The sequence below is a fragment of the Bradyrhizobium oropedii genome (genome assembly GCF_020889685.1).
Lineage (GTDB): Bacteria > Pseudomonadota > Alphaproteobacteria > Rhizobiales > Xanthobacteraceae > Bradyrhizobium > Bradyrhizobium oropedii.
Genome location: NZ_JACMYO010000504.1, coordinates 1 through 535, shown reverse-complemented (window position 1 = coordinate 535; position 535 = coordinate 1). Strand labels below are relative to the sequence as shown.

Below are 535 nucleotides of genomic sequence, written 5' to 3'. Positions count from 1 at the left end.
ATGGCGCGCCCGTGCCGTTCGGTGCGGTGGGCGAGCTGTACATTGGCGGGGCGGGGGTGGCCCGCGGCTATTTGAACCAACCGGAGCTGACGGCCGAGCGGTTCATCGCCAGTCCCTTTGTCGACGGCGATCGGCTGTACCGGACCGGCGACCTCGGGCGTTATCTGCCGGACGGCAATCTGGAGTTTTTGGGCCGCAACGACGACCAGGTGAAGATCCGCGGCTTCCGCATCGAGCCGGGCGAGATCGCCGCGCGGCTCTGCGAGCACGCCAGGGTGCGTGAGGCGGTGGTGGTGGCGCGCCAGAACCGCGCCGGCGACAAGCATCTTATCGCCTATGTGGTGGGCTCGGACGAGGCTGGTTCGGACGATGGAGGCGGGCTTGCGGGCGCCTTGCGCGCGCACTTAAGTGCGCGGCTGCCGGATTACATGGTGCCGGCTGCGTTCGTGCCGATCGCGGCGCTGCCGCTGACGGTGAACGGCAAGCTCGACCGCAAGGCACTGCCAGCGCCGGCCGATGAGGCCTATGCGCTGGC

The 535-nt window shown here is 69.2% G+C and carries 1 protein-coding gene; it reads left to right on the top strand.

Annotated elements, in window-relative coordinates; genetic code table 11:
• The coding region (locus H8A95_RS43505) for an AMP-binding enzyme (RefSeq protein ID WP_229188519.1) at positions 1-535 on the top strand (535 nt) is incomplete at both ends.